This is a genomic window from Nocardioides ginsengisegetis (assembly GCF_014138045.1).
Lineage (GTDB): Bacteria > Actinomycetota > Actinomycetes > Propionibacteriales > Nocardioidaceae > Nocardioides > Nocardioides ginsengisegetis.
The window spans coordinates 3364074-3388904 of the sequence record NZ_JACGXA010000001.1; the positions used below are offsets into that span (position 1 = coordinate 3364074).

Annotated in this window: 25 protein-coding genes; 7 read left to right on the plus strand and 18 right to left on the minus strand. The window is 69.0% G+C overall.

The window, feature by feature from the left end; translation table 11 throughout:
* Positions 1-8: 8 nt before the first annotated feature.
* Complete coding sequence (locus FB382_RS16210; RefSeq protein ID WP_182540773.1) at positions 9-815, minus strand: enoyl-CoA hydratase-related protein; 807 nt, start codon at positions 813-815, stop codon at positions 9-11.
* A complete protein-coding gene (locus FB382_RS16215) occupies positions 808-1812 on the minus strand; it encodes an acyl-CoA dehydrogenase family protein (RefSeq protein ID WP_182540774.1) in 1005 nt (334 codons plus the stop codon). The genes FB382_RS16210 and FB382_RS16215 overlap by 8 nt, the downstream gene beginning before the upstream one ends.
* Before the next feature lie 65 nt (positions 1813-1877).
* Between FB382_RS16215 and FB382_RS16220 the strand changes: the two genes are divergently transcribed.
* The gene (locus FB382_RS16220) at positions 1878-2681 is read left to right on the plus strand and encodes an SDR family NAD(P)-dependent oxidoreductase (protein WP_182540775.1); all 804 of its coding nucleotides are present in this window, start codon (positions 1878-1880) and stop codon (positions 2679-2681) included.
* A gap of 30 nt (positions 2682-2711) precedes the next feature.
* Here the strand turns inward: FB382_RS16220 and FB382_RS16225 are convergent, their stop codons facing one another.
* Genes FB382_RS16225 through FB382_RS16245 form a run of 5 tightly spaced genes read right to left on the minus strand, consistent with a single transcriptional unit; the run spans position 2712 to position 7485 of the window.
* Positions 2712-3164: a nuclear transport factor 2 family protein gene (locus FB382_RS16225; RefSeq protein ID WP_182540776.1), complete on the minus strand. Its 453-nt coding sequence runs from the start codon at positions 3162-3164 to the stop codon at positions 2712-2714.
* Complete coding sequence (locus tag FB382_RS16230) at positions 3161-3925, minus strand: SDR family oxidoreductase (RefSeq protein WP_220481390.1); 765 nt, start codon at positions 3923-3925, stop codon at positions 3161-3163. Before FB382_RS16230 ends, FB382_RS16225 begins: the two co-directional genes overlap by 4 nt.
* 13 nt (positions 3926-3938) lie before the next feature.
* Positions 3939-4325 carry a hypothetical protein gene (locus tag FB382_RS16235; protein ID WP_182540777.1) on the minus strand — a complete coding sequence of 129 codons (387 nt, stop codon included), beginning with the start codon at positions 4323-4325 and terminating at the stop codon, positions 3939-3941.
* Between the two features lie 12 nt (positions 4326-4337).
* On the minus strand, positions 4338-6017 hold the full coding sequence (locus FB382_RS16240) for a thiolase C-terminal domain-containing protein (protein WP_246377218.1): 1680 nt from the start codon (positions 6015-6017) through the stop codon (positions 4338-4340).
* Positions 6010-7485 (minus strand): aldehyde dehydrogenase family protein, encoded by a 1476-nt coding sequence (locus tag FB382_RS16245; RefSeq protein ID WP_182540779.1) that lies wholly within the window; start codon positions 7483-7485, stop codon positions 6010-6012. Before FB382_RS16245 ends, FB382_RS16240 begins: the two co-directional genes overlap by 8 nt.
* Before the next feature lie 111 nt (positions 7486-7596).
* Between FB382_RS16245 and FB382_RS16250 the strand changes: the two genes are divergently transcribed.
* Positions 7597-8409 carry an SDR family oxidoreductase gene (locus tag FB382_RS16250; RefSeq protein ID WP_182540780.1) on the plus strand — a complete coding sequence of 271 codons (813 nt, stop codon included), beginning with the start codon at positions 7597-7599 and terminating at the stop codon, positions 8407-8409.
* Between the two features lie 60 nt (positions 8410-8469).
* Here FB382_RS16250 and FB382_RS16255 read toward each other — a convergent pair whose 3' ends face one another.
* Genes FB382_RS16255 through FB382_RS16295 form a run of 9 tightly spaced genes read right to left on the minus strand, consistent with a single transcriptional unit; the run spans position 8470 to position 17047 of the window.
* A complete protein-coding gene (locus tag FB382_RS16255) occupies positions 8470-9315 on the minus strand; it encodes an enoyl-CoA hydratase (RefSeq protein WP_182540781.1) in 846 nt (281 codons plus the stop codon).
* Positions 9316-9341: 26 nt separating this feature from the next.
* Positions 9342-10508, minus strand: a complete 1167-nt coding sequence (locus FB382_RS16260) for an acyl-CoA dehydrogenase family protein (RefSeq protein WP_182540782.1) — start codon at positions 10506-10508, stop codon at positions 9342-9344.
* Positions 10508-11536: an acyl-CoA dehydrogenase family protein gene (locus FB382_RS16265; RefSeq protein ID WP_182540783.1), complete on the minus strand. Its 1029-nt coding sequence runs from the start codon at positions 11534-11536 to the stop codon at positions 10508-10510. Before FB382_RS16265 ends, FB382_RS16260 begins: the two co-directional genes overlap by 1 nt.
* Before the next feature lie 28 nt (positions 11537-11564).
* Positions 11565-11756: a ferredoxin gene (locus FB382_RS16270; RefSeq protein ID WP_182540784.1), complete on the minus strand. Its 192-nt coding sequence runs from the start codon at positions 11754-11756 to the stop codon at positions 11565-11567.
* A complete protein-coding gene (locus tag FB382_RS16275; RefSeq protein WP_182540785.1) occupies positions 11753-12844 on the minus strand; it encodes an NAD(P)H-dependent amine dehydrogenase family protein in 1092 nt (363 codons plus the stop codon). Before FB382_RS16275 ends, FB382_RS16270 begins: the two co-directional genes overlap by 4 nt.
* Complete coding sequence (locus FB382_RS16280) at positions 12841-13386, minus strand: DoxX family protein (RefSeq protein ID WP_182540786.1); 546 nt, start codon at positions 13384-13386, stop codon at positions 12841-12843. The genes FB382_RS16275 and FB382_RS16280 overlap by 4 nt, the downstream gene beginning before the upstream one ends.
* 39 nt (positions 13387-13425) lie before the next feature.
* Complete coding sequence (locus FB382_RS22960) at positions 13426-14640, minus strand: cytochrome P450 (protein WP_220481391.1); 1215 nt, start codon at positions 14638-14640, stop codon at positions 13426-13428.
* A complete protein-coding gene (locus tag FB382_RS16290) occupies positions 14637-15866 on the minus strand; it encodes a CaiB/BaiF CoA transferase family protein (protein WP_182540787.1) in 1230 nt (409 codons plus the stop codon). The genes FB382_RS22960 and FB382_RS16290 overlap by 4 nt, the downstream gene beginning before the upstream one ends.
* The gene (locus FB382_RS16295) at positions 15866-17047 is read right to left on the minus strand and encodes a thiolase family protein (RefSeq protein ID WP_182540788.1); all 1182 of its coding nucleotides are present in this window, start codon (positions 17045-17047) and stop codon (positions 15866-15868) included. The genes FB382_RS16290 and FB382_RS16295 overlap by 1 nt, the downstream gene beginning before the upstream one ends.
* A gap of 94 nt (positions 17048-17141) precedes the next feature.
* On the opposite strand from FB382_RS16295, the gene FB382_RS16300 reads away from it, so the two are divergent.
* Positions 17142-17924, plus strand: a complete 783-nt coding sequence (locus tag FB382_RS16300) for an SDR family NAD(P)-dependent oxidoreductase (protein ID WP_182540789.1) — start codon at positions 17142-17144, stop codon at positions 17922-17924.
* A gap of 60 nt (positions 17925-17984) precedes the next feature.
* Here FB382_RS16300 and FB382_RS16305 read toward each other — a convergent pair whose 3' ends face one another.
* A complete protein-coding gene (locus tag FB382_RS16305; RefSeq protein ID WP_182540790.1) occupies positions 17985-18680 on the minus strand; it encodes a TetR/AcrR family transcriptional regulator in 696 nt (231 codons plus the stop codon).
* Positions 18681-18833: 153 nt separating this feature from the next.
* On the minus strand, positions 18834-19610 hold the full coding sequence (locus FB382_RS16310; RefSeq protein WP_182540791.1) for an acyl-CoA thioesterase domain-containing protein: 777 nt from the start codon (positions 19608-19610) through the stop codon (positions 18834-18836).
* A 204-nt stretch (positions 19611-19814) separates the two neighbouring features.
* On the opposite strand from FB382_RS16310, the gene FB382_RS16315 reads away from it, so the two are divergent.
* Genes FB382_RS16315 through FB382_RS16330 form a run of 4 tightly spaced genes read left to right on the plus strand, consistent with a single transcriptional unit; the run spans position 19815 to position 24770 of the window.
* Entirely contained in the window at positions 19815-20987 is a 1173-nt protein-coding gene (locus FB382_RS16315) for an FAD-dependent oxidoreductase (RefSeq protein WP_182540792.1), read from the plus strand.
* The gene (locus FB382_RS16320; protein ID WP_182540793.1) at positions 20984-22369 is read left to right on the plus strand and encodes a cytochrome P450; all 1386 of its coding nucleotides are present in this window, start codon (positions 20984-20986) and stop codon (positions 22367-22369) included. The genes FB382_RS16315 and FB382_RS16320 overlap by 4 nt, the downstream gene beginning before the upstream one ends.
* The gene (locus tag FB382_RS16325) at positions 22366-23952 is read left to right on the plus strand and encodes an AMP-binding protein (RefSeq protein WP_182540794.1); all 1587 of its coding nucleotides are present in this window, start codon (positions 22366-22368) and stop codon (positions 23950-23952) included. The genes FB382_RS16320 and FB382_RS16325 overlap by 4 nt, the downstream gene beginning before the upstream one ends.
* Entirely contained in the window at positions 23949-24770 is an 822-nt protein-coding gene (locus tag FB382_RS16330; protein ID WP_343055639.1) for a crotonase/enoyl-CoA hydratase family protein, read from the plus strand. The genes FB382_RS16325 and FB382_RS16330 overlap by 4 nt, the downstream gene beginning before the upstream one ends.
* The last annotated feature ends 61 nt before the right edge of the window (positions 24771-24831 follow it).

The window sequence follows — 24831 nt, forward strand, 5'->3', positions numbered from 1 at the left end:
TTGGCTTCTCAGTTCCCTCGGAACTGGGGGTCCCGGCGTTCGGAGAAGGCCTTCAGGCCCTCCCGGAAGTCGGAGGTGCGGGCAGCCAGCTCGAGGCCATAGGACTCGTCGGCCAGGGCTTGGGTGAGCGTCGACTCGGCGGAGCGGACCAGCTGCTGCTTGGTCAGGCCGAGCGCCACCGTCGGTCCCCCGGCGAGCCTGTCCACCAGGGCGAGTGCGGCGGCCTCGACGTGCGGAGCCGGGACGGCCTCGTGGATCAGCCCCCACTCCGCGGCGGTCGATCCGGTGACCAACTCGCCGAGCAGCAACATCCGTCGTGCCCGCGCGAGGCCGGCGAGGCGGGGCAGCAACCAGGTGGACCCGGTGTCGGGAGTGAAGCCACGCAGCACGAACGGCTCCCAGAAGCTGGCGTCCTCGGCGGCGACCGTGAAGTCGGCAGCCAGGGCAAGCTGGCAGCCCATACCGGCGGCGATCCCGCGCACGCTGGCGACCACGGGCAGCTGGATCGTGAGCAGCAGCTCGATGACACGATGGCTCTGCAGCGGCAGGCGGCGCACCAGGCTGGCGGGGCGGGGCCTGCCGCCGGGCTGGTCCTCTCGGCTGTTGTTGGCGGCCACCCAGTCCGAGCCGGAGCAGAAGTTGTCGCCGGCCGCGGTCAGGTGGATCACCCGGAGTGACTCGTCGAGTGCGGCGGACTCGAGGACCTCCACCAAGCGCCGCTGCGCAACCTGGTCGAGGGCGTTCTTCTTCTCCGGCCGGTCCAGGCTGACCGTCAGCACGCCGTCCGCCGCAGCGGCCTCGATGCCCTCAGTCACGAGAACCTCCGGCGAGGGCGTGCGCGACGGCGAGGGCATGCTCGCCGGTAGTGCCGAACTCGTGCTCGAGCAGCCAGGTCCGCTTGAGCAACAGGTGCGGGGGCGTCTCCCAGGCAAAACCCATCCCGCCGAACACCTGGACGGCCGTGCGGGAGTTCCCGTCGGCGGCCTTGGCCGCCAGCAGCTGGGCTGCGGGGAGGTCGTACCCGTCCCCGTCGGCACCCGCCCCGCGGAGCTCGGCCGCGGCGTAGACGGCGGCCCGAGCCAGATTGGTGCGGGCGTAGGAGTCGGCGAGCAGGTGCTTGATCGCCTGGAAGCTGCCGATCGGCCGGCCGAACTGGTGTCGGTCCTTGGCGTAGGCCACGGCCACGTCCAGGGCCGCCTGGCTCACGCCCAGCAGGGTCGCTGCGGTGAGCAGGCCACCGATCTTGCGCAACCGGTCGGCATCCTCGGCTCCCCCGACCTGCTCGGCGTCCGGCAGGAACCCGATCCGGGAGACCGGGGTCTCCGGGTCGATCGGCGCGTCCAGGAGCACGGACTCGACGTCGCGGGTGTCGAAGATCCGCACGGCGTCCGACCACAGCACGAGCAATCTGTCGGCGCCCGCGAAGTGCGGGACCAAGACGGCGTCGCCGGGTCGCACGACGGTCAGATCGACCCCGGCGACCACCAGATCTCCTGCCGCGAGCGCGGGGTTGACCAGGGCCGCCAGCTGGGTCCACACCAGCGGACCGGGCGCGCGGTGCTCGCCGAGCACCTCGAATGTCCGGGCGAGGTCATCGAGGCCCAACCCGATACCGCCGTCGTCCTCGGTCAGGATCAGGGAGAAGAGGCCAAGCCCGGCGAGCTGGTGCCACCACGAGCGGTCGAGCTCGAACGGGACCGGCCCGGCCAACGCAGCGTCCTCGCGCTTTCCGAGGAACTCACGGAGCACGAGCAGGAGCTCCTCGCGCGCCTCATCGGTTCCGCCGTCCATCGCGCCCTTCACCCGCTCCATTTCGATTCTCTGGGAGTATCATTACCGAAAGTTGACAGTATCATTACCAGAATGGAGAAGCGAGGATGGAATTCGGTCTGTTCGGCGCCCGGGCAGTCGTCACCGGCGGCTCGAAGGGGATAGGGCGTGCGGTCGCCGAGACGCTCGCCGCCGAGGGCGCCAGCGTCGCTGTGATGGCCCGCGGGCAGGAGGCGATCAACGCCAGCGTCGCTGCCCTGCACGCTGCCGGGAGCACCGACTCGTTCGGCGTCGTCACCGACTTCGCCGACGCAGGCTCGATCACGGCCAGCTTCGCCGAGGTCGCCCAACGCTGGGACGAGCTCAACGTCCTGGTCCACACGATCGGTCCGAAGGGCGGCGCCTTCGAGAACCTCGACGACGACGCCTGGGCGGAGACCCTGAACCTCGGCACGATGGGCACGGTCCGGGCGGTCCGGGCCGCGCTGCCGCTGCTGCGCGCCGCCGAGTGGGGCCGCATCGTGACGTTCGCGGCCTCCTCGATCCGGCGGCCCAACAACCGCACCATCGCCTACACGGCGTCGAAGTCGGCGACCGCGAGCATCACCAAGACGCTTGCCAAGGAGCTCGGCGCGGCCGGAATCCTGGTCAACTGCGTCTGCCCAGGAACCATCGTCTCGGCCAGCTTCACGGAGAGCCTCGCTCCCTGGCTCGCCGCCGACGGCTTGGACGCGACCGACCCGATCGACGTCATGACCTGGATCAGGGACAAGTTCGGCGAGTCCGCCTCCCTGGGCCGCGCCGGTCTTCCCGAGGAGGTCGCCTCGCTGACGACATATCTGGTCTCGCGGCGCAACGGCTACGTCACCGGCGCCACGATCAACGTGGACGGCGGCTCAGACTTCTTCTAGGCCAGCTCCCGGCGGAGCTGAGTCTTCGCATCATGCTCCGGCCGCTGCCTTCGCACCCACGATGCTGTCCGGCGCCGCCCAGCTGACGGTCGCCGTGCGGTGCGCAATCAGCCAGCGGTCCCCCACCCGCACGTAGGTGTCCGCGTACCGACCGCAGTGGTCGACCCCGACTGGGCTCATCACCAGGAAGTAGCTGGCACCGGTGGCCTCGACGTCGCTGAGGAACTCGAGGTGCGAGCTCGTCAGGTGGTGGTGCAGGAACGGCCGTACGCCGGGCGGCAGCGCGGGCTGGTCGCCACCGACCCGACCCAGCCGCTCGGCGATTGCCTCTCGCCCGACGAACGTGCCGGCCGAGAGCTCCAGTACGCCGTCTTCGGTGAAGGTCAGCACCAGTTCGTCGACCCGGCCTCGGTCACCGGCCAGGTGGTAGGCCGACTGGGTGTAGCGGATCGCTTCGCGGGCGACCGCCTGGTCGGGAGTCACGGGGCGTAGGTCCTGCCGCCACACACGCCCAGCACCTGGCCGGTCACGTAGCTGGAAGCCTCCGAGCAGAGCCAGAGCGCGACGTCGGCGATCTCGCTCGGCTGGCCCGGCCGGGCCAACGGGATCCTGGCCAGGATGTTGTTGCGGAGCTCGTCCGGAATCGCATCGGTCATCTCGGTGGCGATGAAACCTGGCGAGATCGCGTTTACCCGGATCCGCGGTGCCAGCTCGATGGCGAGCGCGCGGGTGTAGCCGAGCAGCCCGGCTTTCGAGAGGGCGTAGTTGAACTGGCCCACGTTGCCCTGGGAGGACTTGGAGCTGATGTTCACGATGGTGCCGCCGTCCGCCAGGTGCTCGGCCAGGGCGGCGTTCAGGCGGATCGGCCCGCCGAGGTTGACCCGGTTGGTGGCGGTGAAGGCCTCGGGGGTCATCTTCTTGATCATGGCGTCCCGGGTGATGCCCGCGTTGTTGACCAGGGCCCGGAAGTCTCCGATCTCGGTGACCGCAGCCAGGATCGCAGCCGCGCCGTCAGGCGAGCTCACGTCGCTGACGACTCCGGTGGTGGCCGCGCCGGTCTCCGCCGCGATGGCCGAGGCCGTCTCGACCACCTCCGGGGAGAGATCGGCGAGCACCACGTGCCAGCCGCTCCGCGCGAATTTGGCGGCGATCCCAGCACCGATACCGCGCGCGGCTCCCGTCACCACGGCCGTGCGGACGGCACTCATGCGGGGTCCAGGGGCAAACCGCAGCGAAGCGAGCATTGGTCGGGGGTACTCATGCGGCTGGCCTTCCGAGGTGAGTGGTTCCGCAGGTGAGCAGCTGGCCGGTCAGCCCGGAGGTCAGCAGGAACTCGATCGCGTCCGCGAGCCTGGTCGGATCGACGTCGTCGTCAGTGGCGATCACATTCGCCGCCAGGCCGGCCCTGGCACCCTCGACGGCGGCGCTGCGCATCCCGCCCATCAGCGCGGTCGCGAGCGCCGAGCGCAGCGGGGTGGCGTGACCCCAGATGGACGGCTCGTGGACGACGTACACGATCGGCTCCCCGGCCAAGACTGCCTGTTGGGTCAACCGGAAGACCGCGTCGAGCTCGGTCTCCAGGGCGGCCCAGTCCGCGGGGTCGCTGACGCTCGCGTCGTACACGAGACCCTTCGCGTTCTCCATGATTGTCCTCTTCTACGAGTCGGTACGGAGCAGGAAGCAGCCGCCGGGGACGCCGCCGCCGATGGCGGCCACGGCCACGCGGGCACCGTCGACCTGGCGCTCGCCGCCGTCGCCGCGGAGCTGGGTGACCGCCTCGTGGAAGAAGCCGTACCCGTGCGTCCGGCCGGCGGAGAGCTGGCCGCCGTGCGGGTTCAGCGGGAGCTCACCGTCCAGCGCGATCCGGCTGCCACCGTCGAGGAAGTCCTTCGCCTCACCGATTCCGCAGAACCCGAGCGCCTCGAGCCAGGACAGGCAGTTGAAGCTGAAGCCGTCGTAGAGCAAGGCCACGTCGACATCTGCGGGTCGCAGGTCGGTGCGTGTCCACAGGTGCGCCGCGGGGCCGAAGACCCCACTCAGGTGCGTGAACGTCTCCTGGTCCCACGAGGGCCGCTCGCTCATCTGGGTCCCGACGGAGTCGACGCGGACCGGCGTCACGCGCAGGTCGCTGGCGGTCTCGGCTGCGGAGATGATCACGGCGACGGAGGAGTCGCACGGTACGTCGCAGTCGTAGAGCCCGAACGGAGTGCTGATCATCCGCGCGCCCAGGTAGTCGTCCATGGTGATCGGGTCCCGGTAGACCGCGTATGGGTTGAGGGCCGCGTTCTTCCGCGCGTTCAGGGCGATCCAACCCAGAGTCTCGCGCCCGACGCCGTAGCGGTCGAAGTACTGCGAGGCCATCATCGCGATCCAGTTCGCCGCGCTGGCCGCGCCGTACGGCGCCCGCCACTGGAAGAAGCCGGACGCCAACCCGCCCTTCGGCAGCGAGAGACCTCCGGTGCGAAGCAGGTCGGAGTGGGTCGCCTCCCAGACGGTCCGGAAGCAGAGCACGTGCCGGGCGAGCCCGGTGGAGACCGCCAGCATCGCTGCCTGGATCGAGCCCGCCTGACCGGGCGTTTCCATCGCACCGTTGTGCCAGACCGGGCGCAGGCCGAGGGCCTCCTCGACCACGCCGATGCCGCCCTCGGAGATGCCTCCACTCGCGGCGGCGCCGGGGTAGGTGGAGAGGCCGTCGATGTCGGCCAGCTCCAACCCCGCGTCCTCGACGGCGGCCCGGCACGCCTCGATGGTGAGGCTGAGCGGGTTGCGGCCCAGCCGGCGGCCGACCTGAGAGATGCCGATGCCGCTGACGACGACGTCGTGCTCGAAACGACGGCTCGACGCCGGTGGACGGGTCTCCACCCGCGGCAGGGGGACCAGGTCAGCGGTCCGGGCGTGGGGTTCGTCGATAGGCGCAAAGACCGGGAAGAACACGTCGTCCTGCTCGACGAACTGGACCGACACCCGCTGACCGACCCGGGTCTCGTCCTGCGCGCAGGTCGACCCGTCCGGGGCCACCAGGTTGGTCGTCAGCCGCACCCCGGGTGCCGCGTCCAGGGCAACGACGGCGATCACGTACGGCGGGGGCTCGAAGCGGTGCATGAACATCTGGTGGTTGACGGTCACGCCGATGACGGTGCCGGCGCCGTCGACCGCCACCCATTCGGTCAGGTCCCCGAGGCACGACCGGCAGACCACCTGGGACGGATGGGTCAGGACGTCGCACGGCTCGCAGTGCGGGAGCCGGAGCTCTCCGTCCCTGCCGCCGGTCCAGAACGGGCGGTTCCACGGAGACAGCTCTGGGACCGGGCGGCGGTGCGCCGGCTGGTCAGTCAAGGGGCATTCCGATCGTGCGGGTCTCCAGGTACTGCTCGAGACCTTCGTCGCCGTTCTGGCGACCGACGCCGCTGGCCTTGAAACCACCGAAGGGTGCATCCGCGCCGTACCACTGGCCGCCGTTGACAGTCATCGTGCCGCTGCGGACCCGGCTCGCCACGGCGAGCGCGCGGTCGAGGTCGCCGGACGACACCATCCCGGAGAGGCCGTACTCGCTGTCGTTCGCGATCCGGACGGCGTCCTCGTCGTCGTCGAAGGGGATGACGGAGAGGACGGGCCCGAAGATCTCATCCCTGGCGATCGACATCGAGTTGTCGACGTCGGCGAACACGGTGGGCTCGACGTACCAGCCCGTCTCCAGGTGCGCCGGCCTGCCACCACCGAGGACCAGGCGTGCTCCCTCTGCCACACCCTGCTCGATCATCCCGAGGATCTTGTCGCGCTGAACCCGGCTGATCTGCGGACCCTGGAGATTGTCGAAGTCGGTCGGGTCGCCGTACTTCAGGTCGCGGAACGCCTGCGTGACGATCTCCAGCCCTTCGTCGTAACGCGAGCGCGGCAGCAGCATCCGGGTCGGCATCGCGCAGCCCTGACCGGCGTGGGCACAGACGCTGAACGCCGCGACGGCGAGCGCGCTCTCGAGGTCCGAGTCATCGAGGTAGATCTGGGCGGACTTGCCGCCGAGCTCGAGGAAGAGCCTCTTCAGGGAGGCGGCCCCCTGAGCCATGATCCGACGTCCGGTGGCGGTCGAGCCGGTGAACGAGATCATGTCGACCCGAGGGTCGGTGACGAGCTGCTCGCCTCGTGCGTGATCGGAGGAGGTGACCACGTTGACCACACCTGCCGGGATGTCGGTGCGCTCTGCGATCAGCCGACCGATCCGGGTCGCGTTCCACGGGGTGTCCGGGGCCGGCTTGAGGATCAGCGTGTTACCGGTGGCCAGCGCGGCACCGAGCTTGCCCAGAGCGATCTCGAACGGGTAGTTCCAGGGAGCGATCGCGCCCACCACCCCGACCGGGACCTTCGCGACGATCCTCTTGGACTTGCCGAACGCGCGTCCGTCCGCGATCCGCCGCTCCCAGGGGTAGTCGGCCGCGCGCCCGATCGGCCACAGCAGCGAGTCGGCCAGTGGCGATTCGAGCTGAGGCCCGTAGGTGAGCGCGATCGGTGCGCCGACCTCGGCGATCAGCTCGGCGCGGAGGAGCTCCTTCTCCTCCTCCAGGGCTGTCTGCAGCTGTCGCAGGCATCGGAGCCGAAGGTCGAGATCGGTGGACCAGACCTCGGCGTCGAAGGCACGCCGGGCAGCCGCGATAGCCTCGTCCATGTCGGCCGCGGTCGCGTCGGCAACGACGCCGAGCACCTCCTCGGTAGCCGGGTTGACGTTCTCGAACACGGCCCCCGAACCGCTCCCCCGGAGCTCGCCGTCGATCATCAATCGGGCTTCGCCCACCTGCTCCAGCGTCGTCATGAATTCAGAATATCGGCGTCTGCCCATTTTCGGCAACCAGACTTACACTAGTTGAGAAGCACATTCTCTCGGACTTCCGGACCCCGACGCAACCACAGAAGGACGAACCACATGACCGAGAACCTGACCTCACGGGTCGCCGCCGTCTTAGGCGCAGGCGGTATCGGAGCTGCCGTCGCGGCACGACTGGCCGCACCAGGCACGACCGTCGTGGTCGCTGACTTCGACCTCGACCGAGCCAGGGCGGTCGCGAACTCTCTCGCCTGCGACTCGGTCGCCATGCAGGTCGACATCACCAGTCGAGCATCGATTGCCGAGGTCGCACGGTCCGCCGCCGCGATCGGAACCGTCAGCGCGGTGGTGCTCGCCGCCGGGGTGTCCCCGGTTCAGGCATCGGTCGAAGCCATCCTCGACGTTGACCTCGTGGGCACTGCCCTGTTCCTCGAAGTAGCGGGCGCCGTCGTCACTCCGGGCGGAGCCGGCGTCGTCGTCGCCAGCATGGCGGGAACGATGTTTGCGTCCAACCTGACCGCCCCGCAGGAGACCGCGCTCGCGACATCAGCGCCCGAAGACCTGGCTGGCCTTGACCTGTTCACGGACCTGGACAGCAGCCAGGTCGCCTACGGCTTCGCCAAGCGCGGCAATCAGCTTCGGGTCCAGGCCGCTGCCGGAGCCTGGGCAAAGCGCGGAGCACGCATCAACAGCGTCAGTCCAGGCGTCGTGGACACCGAGATGGGCCGGAGCGAGGCTGCCGGCCCCGACGCAGCCTTGATCCAAAGCCTTGTCAGCGAGAGCCCGCTGGGACGAACGGCGTCTCCCGCGGAGATCGCCGAGGCTGTCGCGTTCCTCCTCAGCGACGCTGCGTCCTTCGTCACCGGAACCGACCTGCTGGTCGATGGCGGCGCCACCACGATTCTTCGCTGACCCGCGCCCGCTGAGAAGGTGAAGGAAGGGCCGGGATGGCCAAGCCGCACCTTGGGCCGACTAGCCCTTCCTTCCCTCGCGAGCAGCTTGAGCAGCCTTCATCTTCTCCAGGTCCACCATGACCGGCCAACCACCAACGCTGAGGGCGTTGCCGTGGGCCAGCGAGTGCTGGTCGAAGACAGCCTGGACGGCCGTGGTGAACCCCTGGACGTCCAGGGTGTGGTTGACCGCACGCTTGGCCATCCTCAGGGCGAACGCGTCCTGCATAGCGATCGTCAGCGCCAGGTCGCGCGTTGTCGAGTCGAGGTCCTGACGCGGGACGACCCGGTTGACCATTCCGACAGACTTCGCCTCGGCGGCGGAGATCGAGCGTGCGGTGAACAGGATCTCCTTGGCCAGGCGCGCGCCCAGCTCCCAGGTGTGACCGTGGTACTCGACACCGCCGATGCCCATGGTGATCACCGGGTCGGAGAACTTCGCGTCCTCGGAGGCGATGATCAGGTCGCAGGGCCAAGCGAGCAGCAGCCCGCCGGCGATGCACACACCCTGCACCGCCGCGATCGACGGCTTCGGGATGTTGCGCCACTTCAGCGAGTAGCCGATGTAACGCTGCGACTCGACCTTGTAGATCCGTTCGACCGAGGTGGTCAGGCCGGAGGGCAGCGTCGCCCGCTCCTGTCCGTCCTTGCGGGCCTCGGCCGCGGCGATGTCGTGACCGGACGAGAAGTGCTTGCCGTTGCCACGGAGCACGATCACCTTGACGTCGTCGTCTTCGGCCGCGCGGGTCCAGGCAGCGTCGAGCTCGTCGAGGAGCGCAAAGTTCTGCGCGTTCGCGACGTCGGGCCGGTTCAACGTGATCGTCGCGATGCGGTCGCTGACGTCGTACAGGACGAGGTCGTCACTCATGATGCGCTCCTTGACGTGGTAGGGCGTCAGCCGCGGGGCAGGCCCAGGGCGTGCTGGGCGATGATGTTCCGCTGGATCTCGGAGGTGCCGGCGTAGATGGTGGTGCCTTTGGCGTGCCGCACCATGTGCTCGATGGTGCCGCCCTCCAGCGTGGTCGGATCGCCCCAGGCGCGGAGCGCGTCCGGTCCGATGAGCTGCAGGGTCGCGTCGGCCTGGGTCTGCAGCCGCTCAGTGCTGAACAGCTTCGACATCGGACCCCGGGAGTGCAGCTCCCTCGCCCCGGTCGCCTTGTACCAGGCCCCTCGACGAGCAAGCAGCCTGGAGACCTCGAGCTCGGTGACCGTACGGCCCATCCGCTCAGCGACCGCGCTGTCCGCGGTCTTCGCCGCGCCGTCCTCACGGGTGGTCGTCCGTGCCCACGCGGTGAACGCGTCGAGCAACCGGGCCTGCTCACCGCTGAAGGACGCGGAGTGCTCGGAGGCGAAGGCCACGCTCATCACCCGCCAGCCCCCGTTGACCTCGCCGATCCGCCAGGCGTCGTCGACGTACACGTCGTTGTAGAAGGTGACGTTGGTGCGCTCCCCGGAGATGGTGTGCACGGCGTTGACCTCGACACCCTCCTGGTCCAACGGCAGCAGGAACGTGGTCAACCCCTGGTGCTTGGGGACGTCCGGGTCGGTGCGCGCGAGCATGAAGACGTAGTCGGCGATGTGCGCGTTGGTGGTGAACATCTTCGACCCGGTGATCCGCCAACCCGCGCCGTCGCGCACTGCCCTGGTCGCGGCCGCCGCGGCGTCCGATCCGTTCTCCGGCTCGGTGAACCCGAGCGCGATCACGACGTCGGCGCGGAAGGCGCGCGGCAGGATCTCGGCCTTCTGCGCCTCGGTGCCCACCTGGTTGATCACGCTGGCGACCATCATCGTGGTGCTGATGCCGTAGACCGGAGCATTGCGACGCTGGGTCTCCTCGCTGTACGCGAGGACCTCGATCGGGTCCCTGCCCTGACCGCCGTGCTCGACCGGCCAGCCCAGGGCCAGCCAGCCCTTCTCCCTGACCGCCTGGGAGAAGGCGGGGTCGTGGTTGACGCCGGTGCGGTGGCACCGCTCGAGGACCTCGGGGGTGAGCACCTCGTCGAGGAACTCGGTCACCTCCTTGCGGAAGAGCTCGCTCCTCTCACCCAGTCGGAAGTCCATCAGGCCGCTCCTTCCTCGGTAGCCCGCAGGTGCTCGCCGGCGACCCGGCGGTAGCCGTCGGCCGGGCTCTCCAGCACGGCAGCCCAGGAACGGGCCCGGCGGTAGTAGAGCTGCGCGGGGTACTCGAGCATGAACCCGTAGCCACCGTGGAAGTGCAGCGCGTCGTGGCTGGTCGCGATCGCGGTCTCGGCGGCGAAGGCCAGGGCCATTGCGGCGAGCGAGCGGAACCGGTTCGGCTCGAACTCCGCCGACCAGGCGGCCTCGCGGGCCAGCAGCTCGGCGCCGTCGCTCTCGGTCGCCCGGTCCGCGAGCCGGTGCTGGACAGACTGGAACTGGCCGACGGGCTGACCGAATGCCTTGCGCTCCTTGACGTACTCGACGCCGATCTCCAGCACCCGCTGGGAGAGCCCGGCCAGGGCGGCGGCGGTCAGTGCCCGCCACTCGTCGACCGCGTGCTCGAACAGCGCGACGGCCTCCGGGCCGGTGACGAGCTCGCGCTCGTCGCCGGTCAGGTCGACATCGGCCAGGGGCATCGAGCCCAGGTTCGAGACCGCAGTCCGGCGACCCTCGAGCGGGACGACCAGCAGCCGGTCACCCACCAGGACCACCGCGTCGTCGACCACAGTTCCGCCGGGGACCAGCTCTGCCCGGCCACGACGCGCTGCCCGGCCACGACGCGCTGCTCGGACCGCGATGGTCGCGGTCCGGTCGGCTTCGTAGGCACCGGCTCGAACCAGCAGTCGGGTGGCGACCTGGACCTCGATCACCGGGGTCGGCGCGACGAATCGCCCGTGCTGCTCGGCAACCAGGGCCAGGTCAAGAAGCGAAGCGACGGCCTCGCCGTCGTCGTCCGGGAGGGCCATCTCGACGGCACCGAGCTCGACGATCCGGCGCCAGAGCCCGGCGTCATGACCGGGGACCGGGCCGGCCTCGGCGGCCTGCACGGCGGTCGGTGAGCAGTGATCGCGGTACACGTCGGCGAAGACGCTCACGATCTCCTGCTGCTCGGTGGTGGGTCGCAGGTCCACGACTACGGCCTTCCTGTGGGTGAGGGTTTCAGGTTCGGAGTGTTATGGCCTGGCGTGGGCAGCGTCGGGCGGCCTCAGAGACGGCAGATTCCTCGTCGGGTCCGATCTCGTCGACCAGCACGTAGAGGAAGTCGTCGTCGCGGACTTCGAAGACGTCGGGTGCGACCTGCATGCAGACGGCGTTGCTCTCGCAGACGTCGAAGTCGACGATCACCTTCACGGTCGGACTCCCCGGACGGCGGACGTGTTCAACCGGGTGAGGACGTGCCGTCCGAGCACGTTCGGCAGGTCGAGGAACGTGCGGATCCCAGGGGCGGCGGCGCACACCGGCGCGATCGCGTGGACGGCGTGCATGGCGGTGCCGAGGCAGGCCTGGTCGTTCTCGTTCTCGCCGTTGATCGCAACCTTCGCCTCCACCCGCATCGAAGGCACCCCTTCGACCGTCACCCGCCAGCCCCGTTGGTCGGGCCACTCCGGTGCAGCATCGGGGCGGAGCCGGGTGATGTGCTCGACGGTGAGCGCCCGACGACCATCGATGATCGCGGAGGCGCCGAAGCGCAGCGCCGCCGTGGTGCCGGCCTCGAGTCGGCCTGCGTCGATATCGAAGGCGTCCGGCGCCAGCCAGACCTCTCGGTCGAAGACCCAGTCCTCGATCGTCGCGCCTAGTGCTTCGGCGACCAGCATGATCGGCGCCTTGAAGACCGACCCCAGCATGGACGGGTCGTGCGCGAAGTAGTCAGTCGAGTCCGGCGCATGCCCGAACCCCATCACGTCGAAGAGCATGAAGGCGTTGTTGTACGTCGAGTAGTCGATGATCTCCTGCACCGTCAGCGAGTCCACCGAGCGCAGCAGTCCGGACATCGCCAACGGCAGCACCTCGGAGGCCCACCCTGGCTCGATGCCGGTGGCGTGGAAGCTGGTCCCGCCGGTCGCACACGCGTCCTCGAGCTGCTGGACGATCTCCTCGCCCATCGCGGCCGGGTAGATCAGCGGCGTAACAGCGGTGGAGATGACGTTCTTGCCCGACGCGAGCAACGGACAGATGTCGGCGAGTGCGCCGAGCGGGTCGGCCTCGCCCTGCGCCAGGTAGAGCACACAGTCCGCGTCGAGCGCGAGGATCGCTTCCCGATCCCTGGTCGCGATCACCCCGATGGGATCGAGGCCGCAGATCTCCCCAAGGTCGCGGCCGACCTTGGCCTCGTCGTAGACAAAGGCGCCGACCAGCTCCAGGTCCGGGTGATCGACGAGGGCGGCGACGGCATGCCGGCCGACCGGTCCGGTCGCCCACTGCACTACGCGGATGGTCATGATGCCTCCATGGTTGCGTCGACCGGATCGGTCTTCGGCACCTCACGCCAGCCGAAGACCAGGAGCAGTGCCCCGCTCGCGACACCGACGGTCCCGGCAATCAGGGCACCGGGGAGCCCGAGCAGACCCGGGTCGGCCGGGTCGCCGTAGTCGACGAGCCCGATCGCACTGTCGAACGATAGGCTGCCGGGCCCGATCGCCGCGAGCGCCACCGCGGTGAGGCCGAAGACGAGCACGTACTCGTAGCCGTTGCGGAACATGAAGAACCCGTTCGGGCGGTGATCGGTCCACCCGGCTGCCACCATCACCCCGATCAGCGCGGCGCAGGACAGAGGAAACAGGAAGCCGAAGACCAGGCCGACGGCGATGGCCAGCTCGACGACCCCGCTGAGGAAGGCGTGCAGCTTGGCCGGACGGAAGCCGAGCCCACCGAACCAGCGCGCGGTGCCCTCCAGGCCCCCAGGTCCCCACAGATGGTTGTACCCGTGCAGGAACATCACAATGCCGAGGGCCCCGCGGAACAGCAACAGGACGACGTCCATGCCGGTGGTGATCTCAAGACCATTCATGCGTGTTCGTCCTCAGCTCTGCGGAAGGACCGGAACCCTGGCGTAGCCGGCGACGTTCGTCATCGCCACCCGCTCGAGCGCCGTCCGGTCGATGTCATAGGTCGGCAGGAGGTCCAGCAGCAGTTCCAGGGCGACCCGGGTCTCCAGCCGAGCGAGCGCGGCACCCAGGCAGCTGTGGATACCGAAGCCGAAGCCGATGTTCTGGGCGTCGTCACCGGCGCGGTTGATGTCGAAGCGGTCGGCATCGGAGAACACCCGCTCGTCGCGGTTCGCCGAGGCGACAATCATCATCACAGCGGCGCCCTCCGGGATCGTGACGCCGTGCAGCGTGTGCTCCTTCTGGGAGCGCCGCACGTTGTAGTGCGAGGGCGCCAGATAGCGCAGGACCTCCTCGACGGCGGCGGGAATCTTGGTGCGATCTGCCTGCAGCTCTGCCCACTGCTCGGGATGGTCTGCGAACGCGACCACGGCGTTGCCCACCTGCTTGGTGACCGTTTCGGCACCGGCGCCGCCTAGCAGGGTCAGGAACCCGGCGATCTCGACGTCGTCGAGCGTGGTCAGCCCGCCGTCCTCCTCGCGGACAATCTCGGCCCGGATCAGGTCCGAGATCATGTCGTCGGCCGGGTTCGCGCGCTTGCTGCCGATCAGGCCGAAGAAGTAGGCACCCATCTCCGCCATCGCCTCAACCCCCGCGGGAGGCATGGTCTGCTCGCCCGGGTTGCGGTGCAGGAAGATGTCCAGCCAGTGCCGGATCTGCTGTCGCCCGTCCGGCGGGACGCCCAGCATCTCGCTGATGACCTCGACCGGGAACGGGCCCGCGAAGTCGGCGACCGCGTCGAACCCCTGCGCGGGATCGCACTGCGCCAGGTGGTCCCCGATGATCCGACGCACCATCGGCTCCAGCGCCATGATCGCGCGTGGGGTGAAGACGCGGTTGACCAGCGACCGCATCCGGCGGTGCTCCGGAGGGTCCATCATGATGATCATCGGAAAGCGGTTCTTCCGGCCCGACTTCACCCCAGCCAGCTCGATGCCGTACGCCGAGGAGTAGGTCTCGAAGTCGCGCTGCCCGACCGAGACGTCCTCGTACCGGGTGAGCGCGTAGAAGTCGAGGTCAGCGTTGTAGTAGACAGGCGCCTCGTCTCGCATCCTCTTGTACGTCGGGTAGGGGTCGACGAAGAAGGTGTCCGAGAACGGATCGAACTCGAGCGCGCTCGTCCCACTCACAGGATCGAACCGTCCTTCTTGTACCTCTCGATGTCGTCCCACTCGACGCCCGCCTCGAGCAGGAGCTCCTCGGTGTGCTGCCCGTGCTCGGGCGCACCGGTCGCCCGGACCTGAACCTCGTCGAACTGGACCGGGTTGACGGGCATCCCGAACTCGGTGCCGTTCTGGGTGGTGACCAGCGTGATGTAGCCGTTGGCGATCACAGCCGAGTCGTCGTGCAGCTCGATCGGGGTCTGCAGCACGCTCCAGGCACCCGACAGCGGCTTGAGGATCTTCACCCACTCCGCGAGCGGTCGGGACGCGAACGCCTCGTCGATCCGGTCGATGACCTCCCCACGCTTCTTGTACCGGCCGATGTCGTCGGCGAGCTCGGGGTCTCCCAGGAGCTCCTCGAGCCCGAGCAGCGTCAGCACCTCGGGCCAGTACCGAGCCTGCTGCAGCATCATCAAGGTGATCCAGCGGCCGTCGGCCGTCCGGTAGTTGCCGACCAGCGGGTTGGGCATCTTGCGACGGTCCTTGGTCGGCTCCGGGTTACGGCCGAAGATCCGGGCACTGGTCACGTCCGGGCCGAGGTTCCAGGCCGCGAGGCCGAGCAGAGACACGTCGATGACCGAGGTCTCACCGGTGCGCTGACGCTTGAACAGTGCCGCCGCGACACCGCCGGCGATGGTGAGACCGCCCATCACGTCACCGAACGCCGGCCGGGCTCCGACCGGCTCGGCGTCGGCACCACTGAGCGCGTAGGCGATGCCACCACGCGACCAGTAGGAGACACCGTCGTACCCGGGGCTGTCCGCGTCCTCGCCCTTGGGGCCGTGCGCCGAGCCGCGGACGTAGATGATGTCCGGGTTCGCCCTGCGCAGGTCCGCAAGGTCGATGCCGAGCTTGGCCCGCGCTGACGGCAGGTAGTTGGTGAGGAAGACGTCCGCCGTCTTCGCGAGCTCGTAGAGCACCTCGCGCCCACCGGTCGTGGAGAGATCGATGCCGATCGACTTCTTGCCGCGGTTGGGCACCTCGATGATGTAGTTGACCCCACCCGGACCCGACGGGATCAAACCCGAGGAGACCAGCCCGCGCTGCGGGTCACCGCCGTCGCGCGGCTCGACCTTGACCACCTCCGCGCCCCACTCGGCGAGGACCGCCCCTGCGGCCGGCACGAAGGTCCAGGCCGCCACCTCGAGGACCTTGATCCCGGCGAGGACGTCGTTGACGACCGTTTCAGTCATCAGGAACCTGCCACCTCGAGGACGAGCGCCTGACCCATGCCCCCGCCGGCACACATCGCAGCGACACCGGTGCCACCGCCGCGACGGCCGAGCTCGTTGACCAGGCTCACGACCATCCGGGCGCCGCTGGCCGAGATCGGGTGCCCGAGGCTGCATCCACTGCCGACCGGGTTGACGAGCAACGGGTCGATCCCCAGTGCGCGGGTGGCCGCGATCGGCACCGACGCGAAGGCCTCGTTGATCTCCCAGAGGTCGACATCGGAGACTGCTCGACCGCCCGCGAGCGCGAGGGCCTTCGGGATGGCTTCGATCGGAGCCAGCCCGGTGCGTTCCGGTGCCACTCCCACGCTGGCCCAGCTCCTGACCACGGCCAGCGGCTTCAGGCCACGCTCGGCTGCCCTCTCCGCCGACATCAGCACCAGCCCCGCCGCGGCATCGTTCAGGCCGGCCGAGCTCCCCGCAGTGACCTCGAAGCCGTCGATCTCGGGGTGGAGGACCCTGAGCGAGGCGAGCTTCTCCATGGTGCTGGCCCGTGGGTGCTCGTCGACCTCGAAGAGAGCGGTCCCGTCAGCGCCGCGGTCGACCTTGAGCGGCACGATCTCTCCGACGAAGCTGCCCGCGGCGATGGCGACGAGGGCCTTGCGATGCGACTCGAAGGCCCACTCGTCCATGTCGAGGCGGGTCAGGCCGGCCTCGACAGCCGTGTTGTGACCGACGGTGATGCCCATGTCCATGTTCGGCGCGCTCGGCGTGTTCGGGTGCGACGGCGAGATCCAGTACTTGTGCTCCTGGCCCGTGGCCGGGTCGCGCCAACTGGCACGAGGCGCCGTGGACTGCGAGTTCGTGCCGCCGGCGATCACCGTCTGCTGCATCCCGGCCATGATGTTCGCCGCCGCCACGCTGACTGAGCTCAGACCCGCAGCGCAGTGCCGGTTCAGGGACAGACCCGGCACGGAGGTCAGCCCGGCCGAGACCGCGACGTGCCGACCGATGACGCCGCCGCCGTACAGATTCTCGGCGAGCACCAGGTCGTCGATCTCGTCCCCGGCAAGCCCCGCCCGGGCGACCAGCTCATTGACGACGGCCTCGGCCAGCTCGAAGGCACTGACATTGACCAGCGACCCCTTGTACGCCGTCCCGATGGCGGTGCGGGCTCCGGCAACGATCACTGCTTCGGTCATCGAGATCTCCTGAACTGGGGTGGATCCGAGTCCACATGCGAATGCAATTTCCAGATATGGTAATCGAGTTCTCAGTTCCTGACTAGGAGGATCCATGAATCTGCAAGGCGCAAGCGCACTCGTCACCGGAGGCGGTGGCGGCTTCGGCGGCGAGACCACCCGACACCTCGTCAAAGCCGGCGCGAAGGTGGTCGTCGCGGACGTGTCCGACGACAAGGGTGCAGCGATCGTCGAGGAGCTGGGCGGCGACAACGTCGTCTACGTGAAGACCGATGTGCGCAAGGAGGAGGACGTCCGCGCAGCCATCGCAGCCGCACAAGAGATGGCCCCGCTCCGCGTCACGCTTACCCCGCATGGCGGCCCCGTTCTCGCCGGACGGCTCGTCGGCAAGGACGGTTCGGCCCTGGGGCTCGACGGGTTCCGGCAGACGCTGGACTTCTACCTGATCGGCACCTACAACGTGATGCGTCTGGCCGCGGAGCAGACGGCCAGGAACGAGCCCGTCGGCGAGAGCGGCCGCGGCGTCATCATCACCACGGCGAGTATTGCCGCGTTCGAGGGCCAGATCGGCCAGGTCCCCTACGCCGCCGCCAAGGGCGGTGTCGTCGGCATGACCATCGCGGCTGCGCGCGACCTCGCGGTCGCCGGGATCCGGGTGAACTGCATCGCGCCGGGAACCTTCTACACGCCCGCCTTCGGCGACTTCATGACCGAGGAGCAGGCCGCCGAGCGGTTCGCACAGGGCGTGCAGTTCCCCAAGCGCATGGGCCGCGCGGTCGAGTACGCCAAGCTGGCGCTGTCCATCATCGACAACGACTACCTCAACGGCGAGACCATCCGGATCGACGGCGGGCTGCGTTTCGGCCCCAAGGGCTGACAGACATTCGACCGGCCCGAGCGCACTGGTCGGGCCGGTCGATTCGTCTCCCAGGCGCGGCTACTTCTCGGCGCCGACCAGCCCGAGCCGGCAGAACTCCCACATTGCGTCGGCGTCTGCCTTGCGGTCAGCCTCCGTGTTCGACAGCGCGGTGAACAGTGCCGCGCCGATGACTGCCTGGATGAACACCGCGGTCAGCTTGTCCGCGGGCAGGTCGGTGCGAATGACGCCCTCCTCGACCCCGCGGTTGATGAGCTCGTGGATGAGCCGCGCCATCGGCGCGACTGCACGCTGGTAGTCCGCGTGGTGACTGTCGGCGAGTCCGACGTGGTACGGCGCCAGCCCGCGGTTGAGACCACTCGCGCCGGTGACACCGGCTCCGTCCTTCGCGCCACCGTAGATGCTGGTGACCACGGTCTTGAGGGCCGTGAGCGTGTCCTGGCCGTCGACCCGTTCGCGCCAGGCGGCGACGGACTGCGCGATCGACTCCTCGAGCAGGGCGAGCAGCAGCTCGTCCTTGCCGGAGAAGTATTGGTAGAAGGACCGCAGCGACGTGCGTGACCGATCGACGAGCTCTTGGACGGTGAAGTCGCTTCGGCCGGTCTCCTCGAGGATCTCCATCGCGGTCGCGATGAACCGGTCACTCCGCGAGACCGCCTTGGCCTTTGCCGTGGCGAGCGACCGCTCCAGGGCACGGTCGCGCCAGGACCCTTCGCTATCGATGGTCGTACTGGTCTGTTCTGTGGCCTTGGCCATCGCTACCTCCTGGGCGGTCGTCCGGACTGGCGTAGCGCCCTGACAGGCGAGAATGAACAACCAGGTGAATGGTACCGGTCATCTTGTGTTTCGAGAATCTGCTAGGCCCGTGTGGCGCGCCAAGGCGGATGCGAGCGTCGCGCGGCGCGGAGCTCACCCCACCCGGGTGCGCGCCTCGACGACCAGCGACTGGATCGACTGTCCGAGCCGCCCTTTCGGGTCGAACAGCTCGGCGACGCTCAGCCCACTGCCGTTCGGGTCGATGACACCGGTCGCGGCAAGTCCGATCCAGTCATCAGCCGGGATCCGAGACAGGTGGAGGGTCAAGTCGGCGTTCATGAAGCTCCAGGAGTCGAAGTCCATCCTCCCGGCGAGGCTGCTCGAGGCGTAGTCGGCTGCGGCAGCCGCCCGCGAGATCGAGCGTGTGGGCTCTCCGGCGATCACCGGAACCAAGAGCTTGATGTAGATGCCTTTCGCGTTACCCGGGAGCTCGGCGGAGAGGGTGCGAGCACTGATGGCGTCGCTGTCGAAGCAGGTCCAGCCCACCATCTCGGCCACCTTCGGTCGGGTGTGGGTCAGATCCGGGACGGGCGCTCCGGCGAAGGGGTCGGGAGGCTCCGGCCGGCTCGGGAGCTTGAGATTGACCTGGCGGATCGCCAGCGCCTGGGCCGTGGCCACCTCGACGTTCCCGCTGAGCAGGCTCACGGTCTGCCTGACCACGCGCTCTCCTCCCTCGGGGAGTGTCACCACGAGACGCAGCGGCGCGTACGGCACGGACCTGAGTAGGTCGAAGGTGACCCGCACGGGGGTCCGACCCGGGACCTCGAGCGCACTGGCAAGCAGTGCCGCGACCGCGCCTCCGTGCAGGGCGTCAGGACGCCACGGGCCACGCGCCAGCTCAGTGGGTCTCACGAGCTCCCCGACGCGCACGAAGAGGGCGCGCGCCTGCGCCGTGTCCGCTGCGGTCGCACGTCCGGTCAGGGGCTCGGGCAACGTCTTCTCTCCTTGACAGCGATCACCTACGAATGTGTACTTGCGAAAATGGAGAATACGATTACCATCTCACGAACATCGTAATTGAGAACGGCCCGAATCCAGGTTCTCGTCCGCATCGACCCGGCAGGAGGCAGGCCCGTGGGCTCACGCCATGTCGCGGTCGTCGGCGCCTCCCTGGCCGGGCTGCGCACCGTCGAGGGCCTGCGTCGCCTCGGGCACGACGGCCCGATCACCCTGATCGGCGACGAACCCGAGCTCCCCTACGACCGTCCGCCGCTGTCCAAGGACGTGCTCCTCGGCAAGGCAGGGCCCGCCGACGTCGCCCTCACCACCGCAGCGGACCTCGCCGCGCTCGAGGTCGACCTCCGCCTCGGTGCGGCAGCCCACGGCCTCGACCTGGCCCGCCGCACCGTGCTTGTCGGCGATGACCGGGTCGGCTTCGACGACCTGGTCATCGCCACCGGCGCGGCCGCCCGTCGTCCCAACGACCTGCCCCACCTGGACGGCATCCACCTCCTGCGCAGCCTTGCCGACGCCGCGGCACTCCGGAGTGCCTTCGAGCTCGATCCCCGCGTCGTCGTCCTCGGGGGCGGCTTCGTGGGTGCCGAGGTCGCATCGAGCGCACGGGACCTCGGACTCGACGTGACCGTGGTCGACGTCGCCCCCGTCCTGATGGAACGCGGTCTCGGCGCCGTGCTCGGCGCCCGAATGACCCGGATCGCAGCCGACGCCGGCGTGCGGCTCCGCCTCGGCACCTCGATCGCGACCGTGCACGGGACCGACCGCGTCGAAGCAGCAACCCTCTCGGACGGCACCGTCCTGCCCACCGACCTCCTGGTCATCGGCATCGGCGCCACACCGAACACCACGTGGCTAGACGGATCCGGGCTCACGGTCGCCGACGGCGTCGTCTGCGACGCGTTCCTGGCCGCGGCACCCGGGGTGTACGCCGTCGGCGACGTCGCCCGCTGGACCCACCCCGGCTACCAACGCTCGATCCGGTGCGAGAACTGGACCTCGGCCGGGGAGCATGCTGACGCCGTGGCGGCCACACTGACGGGCAACCCTGTCGCCGCGGACGCGATCCCCTATGTGTGGTCCGACCAGTTCGGGCACAAGGTGCAGGTAGCCGGTCTCCCCGAGCCCAAGGACGAGGTCCGTCCCGTCCTCGACACATCCGAGAAGTTCGTGGCTGTCGCGGGATCCCGCGGCGCACAGAGTTCTGCGTTCGCGCTCAACGCGCCCGGAGCCTTGGTCCGGCAGCGCATCAAACTGGCGGCTCGGCCGCCGTGGCCACCGGAGATGGAATGACCTTGGACACCGCAGCGACCGGCTCGATCAGCGCCCTGACCTCAGACCTGGACCTCAGCATCACGCAACCCCAGACGGTCCCGGAGCACGCCCTGCGCGCGGCTGACTTCAGCGACGTCGACTTCACCGCGGCGACCAACTTCCGCAGCGGCCCGCCGCACGCCGCGTTCGATGCCGTCCGCACAGGCGGCGGCCTGGTCTGGCACGACGAGGCTCCGCCGGAGCAGAACACGCTCACCGCGCAGAGCGGCGCCGAGACCCCTCCCTCGCCTGGGTTCTGGATGGCCACCAGTCACGACGTCGTGAGCGAGGTCTCCAAGGATCCGGTCGCCTACTCGTCGTACCTCGGCGGTATCTCCGTGGTCAACATGGACGAGATGATGCTCGCCGGCATGCGGCTGATGCTGCTGTTCATGGATCCGCCGGACCAGACCCGGCTGCGCCGACTGCTGGTCCCATCGTTCACCCCGAGGTCGATCGACCTGATGACCGAGGCAGTCGCCGCGAACACCCGCGAGCTGGCAGACGCGGTGGCCGTGGCCGGCGCCGGGGGTGCCACGGTCGACCTCGTCGAGACGGTCGCCAAGGAGCTGCCCACCCGCGTGCTGGCGGTGCTGCTCGGCATGCCCGAGGAGGACTGGCACCTGATCCCGGAGTGGTCCGACGCCTTGATCTCCAGCGAGGCGTCCGACCCGACCGAGGAGAACCTGATGGCCGCCGCGCTGACCTTGGGGGCCGTACACGACTACGGCGCCAGGATCTTCGAGGAGCGTCGGGCCAACCCGCGTAACGACGTCGTCTCCGGCCTGGCCACCGCCGAGATCGACGGTGAGCGTCTCACCGTCGATGAGTTCTGCATGTTCTGGCTGCTACTCATCGTGGCCGGCAACGAGACCACCCGGAACTCGCTGTCCGGCGGCATCATCGCCCTGCTCAAGCGCGGCCTCTGGAAGGGGCTGGCCACCGATGTCGCGGCCGGCACCCGCAGCATCGACCAGACCGTCACCGACGAGCTGATCCGGTTCGTGAGCCCGGTCATGTGCTTCCGGCGAACCGCCACCCGCGACGTGATTCTCGGCGGCCAACACGTCCGTGCCGGTGACAAGGTCGTCCTCTGGTACGGCGCCGCCAACCGGGATCCGCAGGTCTTTATCGACCCACACGAGCTCGACCTGGACCGCGACCCGAACCCGCACCTGGGCTTCGGCATCGGCCCGCACTTCTGCCTGGGCACCCGGCTGGCCCGGTTGCAGATCTCGACGATGCTGACCGAGCTGCTGGTCCGGTTCCCCGACCTACAGCTCGACGGCGACCCGACGTACGTGGGGTCGACCTTCATCAACGGCGTCGAGCGCCTGCCGGTGAAGGTGGGCACCCGATGAGCGAGAGTGTTGACACCGTGGCAGGCCCCGGGGCAGCCGCACTCCAGGCGATCCCCACTTCCGGTACCGACCCGGACCGCCCCGCGATCATCTGCACCAACGGCGAGACGGTGACCTATGCCGAGCTGGCCGAACGGGCGGCCCGGCTGGCCGGCGCCCTGCGCGAGCTGGGACTGGCGGAGGGCGACGTGGTCGCGATCCTGTCGGAGAACTCGCCGGCGTTCCTGGAGATCGCGTGGGCCTGTCGTCTCGCCGCGCTCTACCATGTCGTGCTGAACACCAGCCTGGTGGCCGACGAGGTCGACTACATCCTCAACGACTCCGGCGCGATTGCCCTGATCGCCTCGACCAAGGTCGCCTCGACCCGCACCCTGGACCCATCCGGCACGCCCGCGATCCGGCACCGGATCTTGCGCGGAGACCCTCTTCCCGGTTGGACGCCGATCGAGGACGTGCTTGCCGACGCCCCCATCTTCGTCGCGGACACCGAGCTCGAGGGGGACCTGCTGCAGTACTCGTCCGGCACGACCGGTCGTCCCAAGGGGATCAAGCGCGCGATGATCGCGGCGCCGAAGACCCCTGCCGAGGACATGAAGACCTTCCTGCTTTCACTGATCGGCGCCGACGGCAGCTCGACGTACCTCTCCCCCGCGCCGCTGTACCACACAGCCCCGTTCTACTGGACGATGTCGATGCTGCGCATGGGCGCCACGGTCGTGCTGATGGAAAAGTTCGACCCGGTCGGCGCCCTCGCCGCGATCGAGAAGCACCGCGTCACCCACGGCCAGTTCGTGCCGACGATGTTCACGCGGATGCTGAAGCTGCCGGAGCAGGAACGGCTCGCCCACGACGTGAGCAGCTTGCAGGGAGTGGTGCATGCAGCAGCCCCATGCCCTATCGACATCAAGCGGCAGATGATCGACTGGTGGGGTCCGATCGTGAACGAGTACTGGTCTTCCTCCGAAGGAGCCGGGTTCACCTTCATCAACTCCGCGGACTGGCTCACCCACCCGGGCTCGGTCGGCCGGTCTGTCCTGGGCCCGTTGCACATCTGCGACCCGATCGGCAACGAGCTGCCGATCGGTGAGCCGGGCATGATCTGGGCCGAGGGGGTCGAGTTCAGCTACGTCAACGACGCGGGCAAGAACGCCTCCACCACCAGCGTGCAGGGCTGGCGCAGCGTCGGGGACATCGGCCGCTTCGACGAGGACGGCTTCCTCTACCTCACGGACCGCGCGAACTTCATGATCATCACCGGCGGGGTCAACATCTACCCGCAAGAGTCCGAGAACCGGCTGATCGACCACCCCCGGGTATACGACGCGGCAGTGATCGGGCTCCCCGACGACGAGCTCGGCGAGATCGCCGTCGGCATCGTCCAGCTCGTCGACCCGAACGACGCGGGACCCGAGTTCGCTGCGGAGCTGAGCGCTTGGTGCGAAGCCAGCATCGCCCGTTACAAGTGCCCGCGGAGGTTCGAGTTCACCGACGTCCTGCCCCGGACCGAGACCGGGAAGCTCCTCAAGGGCCAACTGCGCGACCAGATGATCCAGCACCCCCAGACGAACGGAGACACGCCGTGACCGAGACGGCCCCGAAGATCTTGGCTGAGATCGACACGTCGAAGGTCGTGATCGAGAACCGCGACCACGTGCTGATCCTGACCATCAACCGGCCTGAGGCCCGAAACGCCGTCGACGGCGACGTGTGGTTCCTGATCGGCGACGCGTTGGAGAAGGCCCAGGACGACCCCGAGGTCCGGGCTATCGTGCTCACCGGTGCCGGGGACCTGGCCTTCTCCGCCGGCCTCGACCTCAGGGCGCTCTCCACCGGAACCCTGCGGATCCCACCGGAGATGGCGAAGTACTCCTTCGCCGGGTTCGCCCGGCACTTCACCAGCAAGCCGACGATCGCGGCGGTCAACGGCAAAGCGCTCGGCGGTGGCAGCGAGCTCGCCCTGGCCTGTGACCTGATCGTCGCCGTCGAGAGCGCCAGCTTCGGGCTGCCCGAGGTCAAGCGCGGCCTGATCGCCGGCGGTGGCGGCGTCTTCCGGATCACCCAGGCGATCCCCCACAAGATTGCGCTCGAGCTCTTGCTGACCGGCGAGCCGATGTCTGCCCAGGACGCCGCGCGTTGGGGCTTGGTCAACCGGGTCGTCCCGGACGGCGAGGCGCTGTCCTGCGCACTGGCCCTGGCTGCGCAGATCGCCAAGAACGCTCCGCTCGCCGTTCAGGCCAGCAAGCGGCTCGCCTACCGCCTCATCGACGGCGAGCCCGCCGGCGAGGCCGCGATGTGGGCCGCCAACGAGGCCGAGATCGGCGCGCTCTTCGCGAGCGCGGACGCAGCCGAAGGGCCCTGGGCTTTCGCCGAGAAGCGCGAGCCGGTGTGGCAGGGCAGGTAGCCGCGACATCGACGCAGCACCGCGGCGCTCTCCTCCCGACGTTCGCCGGCGTCGGCGCGGC